This is a genomic window from Bradyrhizobium sp. P5_C11_2 (assembly GCF_054049755.1).
Genome location: NZ_JBFULT010000630.1, coordinates 1 through 4089 on the forward strand (window position 1 = coordinate 1; position 4089 = coordinate 4089).

The 4089-nt window shown below is 66.8% G+C and carries 3 protein-coding genes and 2 pseudogenes; all 5 read right to left on the reverse strand.

Features of this window, described 5'->3' with window-relative positions:
* Nucleotides 1-341: pseudogene (locus ACXJL8_RS35645) on the reverse strand (OmpA family protein); the annotation flags it as partial.
* 198 nt (nucleotides 342-539) lie between these two features.
* Nucleotides 540-770, reverse strand: a pseudogene (locus tag ACXJL8_RS35650) (hypothetical protein); the annotation flags it as partial.
* Between the two features lie 78 nt (nucleotides 771-848).
* Entirely contained in the window at nucleotides 849-1235 is a 387-nt protein-coding gene (locus ACXJL8_RS35655) for a VOC family protein (RefSeq protein ID WP_456620811.1), read from the reverse strand.
* Between the two features lie 24 nt (nucleotides 1236-1259).
* Entirely contained in the window at nucleotides 1260-2117 is an 858-nt protein-coding gene (locus ACXJL8_RS35660) for an FkbM family methyltransferase (protein WP_456620812.1), read from the reverse strand.
* 183 nt (nucleotides 2118-2300) lie between these two features.
* Nucleotides 2301-4089 (reverse strand): ABC transporter ATP-binding protein/permease (locus ACXJL8_RS35665; RefSeq protein ID WP_456686510.1); only part of this gene is annotated, 1789 nt, incomplete at its 5' end.

The following is a 4089-nucleotide window of genomic DNA, read 5'->3' on the forward strand; positions in this document are numbered from 1 at the left end:
GGTGGCGGCGGAGGCGGCGTCGGACGTGACGGTGCGGCGGCCGGTGGCGGCGCGGCGGGAGGATGCGGAGGTGCAGCCGCGGGCGGCGGTGCAACCGGACGTGCAGGTGCTGCCGGCGGTGGTGCAGCCGGCGGAGGCGGCGCGGCCGGGCGGGCAGCGGGCGGCGGTGCCTTGGGCGCTTCCTTCGGCGGCTGCTTCGGTTTTCCGTCAGGGCCCGTCTCTTGCGGCTGGGCCTGCGCGACCACCAGCGGCGGCGCGCTTTGCGCGTGCGATGCGGAGCTTGCCAATTGCATCGCGGTCAGAGCCGTCGTCGCAAGCAGCACGAAACGAAGATTGGTCATGATGGTGAACTTCCCCGGAAGGTTCTTTGACGAAGTGTCGTGAAGTACAGCTACGCGTTAGGCCGGATTGTGGCGGGCGAAGCGGCCGCGGCTCGATTTATTTCCGCACGCAAATCACATCAGAACGTCGACGTTCATTGCGCATTCAGCCGCATGTTGCAATCGCCTCATATGTGATCGCCCGCCCAATATGTGGTGCTGCGGCGAATTCGCATCCGTCGCAGGGTTCGGCGTGAGCGGTGCGTTTGGTCCACGCGACGGAATCTCCTCGGGCCTGCGGCCTGGCAATTCGTCCGGCCGCGCCGGCTCGCCGGGCTCGCGCACCGGCGGCGCAATGTCGGGCTGCGGATTGCCCGGCGGCATTTCCGGCGGCGGCTCGGTCGGAGTCCCCGGTGTCGCCGGCGGAATCTCGGGCGGTTCGATCGGCATGGGCGTCATCGCGCTCAGTTGTCCAGAGAACGACAACGATGATGCCGCGTCGATGTTCCCGCCGCGCGGCGCAGCCGTTTATTCCGGCGCGTGGCARACCGCCTCGATGTTGTGGCCGTCGGGATCGCGCACGAACGCACCATAATAGTTCTGATGATAATGCGCGCGAATGCCGGGCGCGCCGTTGTCGCGTCCGCCCGCGGCGATCGCCGCCTTGTAGAACGCATCGACCGTGGCGCGGTCCTTCGCCACGATCGCGACATGCACCGGCTTGTTCATTGCGCCTTCGCCGCCGATCCAGAAATCCGGCTTGCCGCCGGCGCCGAAGCCCGCGGCCGGATCGTGGCCGGTCTGTTCCGCCGTCACTTCCTTGATCAGGCTGTAGCCGAGCGGCGCCAGCGCCTTGGTGTAGAACGCTTTGGCGCGCTGATAGTCGGAGACGGAGAAGCCTATATGATCAATCATCGCAACCTCCGTGGTTTGCAATCGTCAGCGTGACAGGAACGTATTGCTCCGTGTCTTGCGCGCGATCGTGAAGCCGCGCGCGACCATGTCAGCAATACAATCGTCCCGCCATTCGTTTTGTGACAGGTGCTCGATCACCACCGCGCGCGGCCACAATGATTGCGGCGCATCGCGGAAGAACCCGATCAGGACGCGGTCCTCAAAACCCTCGACGTCGATCTTCAGCGAATCGACTTGCGTGACGCCGGCCTCGTCGAGGATGCGCGTCAACCGCAGCGACGGGACCTTGATCGCTTCGGCGCTGGCCGCGCCGGTGACGACGTGCGTGGCGCCGAGATTGCCGCCGCCGCTCTCGATCATCAGCTCGCCGTCGCTGTCACCTGCGGCAGCCTGCACCAGGCGCACCTGCATTGCTTTCGATGCGGTGCAGTTGAACGACAGCCGTCCAAATGTCATCGGATGCGGCTCGATCGCGAGCACCTTGCCCGCGGGCCCGACCTGCCGCGCCATCACCAGCGCGAAAGTGCCGACATTGGCGCCGACGTCGACGAACGCGCCGCCCGCCGGCGTATGCCGGCGCAGGAAATCGAGCTCGTCGAGATTGTAATCGGGGTTGAACAGCGCACCGCGCTCGGTCGCGCTGCCCTGATGATAGAAGCGGAACGAGGCGCCCTGATATTGCACGTCGACCGGACCGCCGCGCATCAGATTGACCAGCCGCGACAGCCAGGGACGAAACGCGCCGCGCTTCAGCCCCGACTGCTTGGCGAGGCCAATGATCGCGGCCTGCGCCGCATTCGGCGCAAACGCGCCGAACGGCGCGGACGAAGGTTCGTTGTGAGCCGTCAAACCAGAGGTCCTCGTTGCAAGCGGCGCATGCATAGCCGGTTTTGCCGGGGACTCCAATCTCGCTGTCGCCCCGGGGCGCGAAGCGAGCCCGGGACCCATAACCACAGGCAGGAGTCGTGACGCGAAACTCCCACTCCGAGTCTTCGTCAAATTGCTCCCTGTGGGTATGGGTCCCGGATCAGCGCTCCGCTTCGCTACGCTTGTCCGGGAAGCGCCTCACGCCGCCTTCTTCGGCGGGACCTTGCGCTGGCGCAGGAGGCGGCCGAGCAGCCTGCGCCTGTCCTTGCGCGGGATCAGGTCGATGTCGCTGACGAGCTTGGCGCCGCCCTTGCGGCGTTCCAGCACGATCTTGCGGCTGTGAAAGGCCTCCAGCTCGGCGCGATGCCCGACGCTGACGATGGTCGCTTTCGGCAGTTCGTCCGTGACCATCTTCATCATCTTGTCCTGGCTCTTCTCGTCGAGCGCCGAGGTCGCCTCGTCGAGYACGACGAGGTCGGGGCTGTGCAGCAACAGCCGTGCAAACGCGAGGCGCTGCTTCTCGCCGCCGGATAGGGTCTGGTCCCACGGCCCCTCTTCCTCGATCTTCTCCTTGAGATGGTCGAGGCCGACCTTGTGCAGGGCCTCGCCGATCTCCTCGACGGTCCAGTCCTCCGCGGCGCCGGGATAGGCGGCCGCGCGGCGCAGGGATCCGGACGGCACGTAGGGCCGCTGCGGCAGCATGAACAGCCGCCGGTCGGGATGGACATTGACGCTGCCCCCGCCCCACGGCCAGAGGCCGGCGATGGCGCGCACCAGGGTGCTCTTGCCGGTACCGGATTCGCCGGCGACCAGCAGCCGCTCGCCGGCCTCGATCACCACCTCGGTCTCGCCGACCACGGCGGTGCCGTCGTCGAGCGTGACCGAAAGGTCTTTCAGCTCCAGCATCGCGTCGTTGCGGGTCTCGCCGCGCTTGATGCGGCCGATGCCGTCGCCCTGCTCGGCGCGCTCGAGAGCGTCCAGCGACATCATCAGCGAGGCGATGCGGCGCGCACAGGCATTCCAGTCGGCAAGCCGCGGATAATTGTCGACCAGCCAGGCGAACGCGCTCTGYACGATGGTGAAGGCGGAGGCCGCCTGCATCACCTGTCCGAGCGTCATGCTGCCGTCGAGGAATTTTGGCGCGCAGAGCAATAACGGCACCACCGGCGCAACCAGGTTCGACCCCTGCGACACCAGCGTGGTGCGCACGTGCTGCCCGGCCAGCCGCGCCCATTGCCGCAGCACGTTGGTAAAATTGCGGTCGAGGCCGTCGCGCTCCTCTTCCTCGCCGCCGAGCAGCGCGATGCTTTCGCCATTCTCGCGCACGCGCGTCAGCGTATAGCGGAAATCGGCTTCGGCCTGGTTCTTGTCCTCGGAGACCTGCACGAAGCGCCGGCCGATCACCAGGATCGAGCCCGAGGCGATCGCTGCATAGAGCATCGCAGCGATCACGAGGAAGCCGGGAATGGTGATCGATGATCCGCCAAGCGTGACCGTGAGCGCGCCGCCGATGGTCCAGAGCACGACAATGAAGGTCGCGGCAGACAACAGCGCCGAAGTCACGCCGGCGAGGAAATCGACCGGCGCGTCCGTCGCGACGCGCAGATCCTCGGCGATCCGGTATTCGGGATTCTCGTGGTCGCCGCTGACGAGGTTGAGCTGGTAGTAGCGGCCATTGCCGAGCCAGCGCGTCAGCACGCTGGCCGTCAGCCAGGCCCGCCAGCGCCGCTGGATGCCCATCCGCGCGAACACCTGCGCCACGCCGAGCACGATGCTGCCGATCGCGAGCGGGACAAACACCGCGGAGAGATGGAAAACGGTGGTCGCATCGCGTTTCTCGATCGCGTCGAAGATCGCGCGATTCCAGACATTGATGCCGTATTGGAAGCCGACGGTCAGGACGATCAGCGCGCCGAGGCCGATCGAGAACGGCCAGGCGAGCCGGTCGCCGTTGCGTCCCCAGAAGCCGCGGGCGCTGATCCAGAAG

Coding starts and splice junctions, on each gene's coding strand:
- ACXJL8_RS35660 (WP_456620812.1), bottom strand. CDS start 2,117: ATGCATGCGCCGCTTGCAACGAGGACCTCTGGTTTGACGGCTCACAAC.